This is a genomic window from Streptomyces sp. NRRL F-2664, assembly GCF_000719345.1.
In the GTDB taxonomy this organism is placed as follows: domain Bacteria; phylum Actinomycetota; class Actinomycetes; order Streptomycetales; family Streptomycetaceae; genus Streptomyces.
The window spans coordinates 1-270 of record NZ_JOFX01000538.1; the positions used below are offsets into that span (position 1 = coordinate 1).

Consider the following 270-nt stretch of genomic DNA (forward strand, 5'->3'; position numbering starts at 1 on the left):
GGCGGGGCGTGGGGAGGCGGGGTTTGCGCTGGCTCTGTCGTATGACCAGGAGTTGTCGGGTCTGGGGGTGGACCGGCAGGGCCTGGGCGCGGGCATGGGCCTGGGCCTGCCGTTCGTCGACACCGGTGAGGGCCGTGCGGTGGTGGCGGGCGGGGTCTACGACATCGACCCCGCCGCCAGCGCCCCCGGCAGTGCCGGCTCGGGCCTGAAGCGGTTCCCCGGGGAGGGGGTGCGCTTCGAGCACGTGCCGGGCGGAAGCCTGCCCGCCCG

General features: G+C 76.3%; 1 protein-coding gene. It reads left to right on the forward strand.

The features are described 5' to 3' along the window. Window positions 1-52 precede the first annotated feature (52 nt). A partial coding sequence (locus IF89_RS40175) for a hypothetical protein (protein ID WP_158718183.1) occupies window positions 53-270 on the forward strand: 218 nt, incomplete at its 3' end.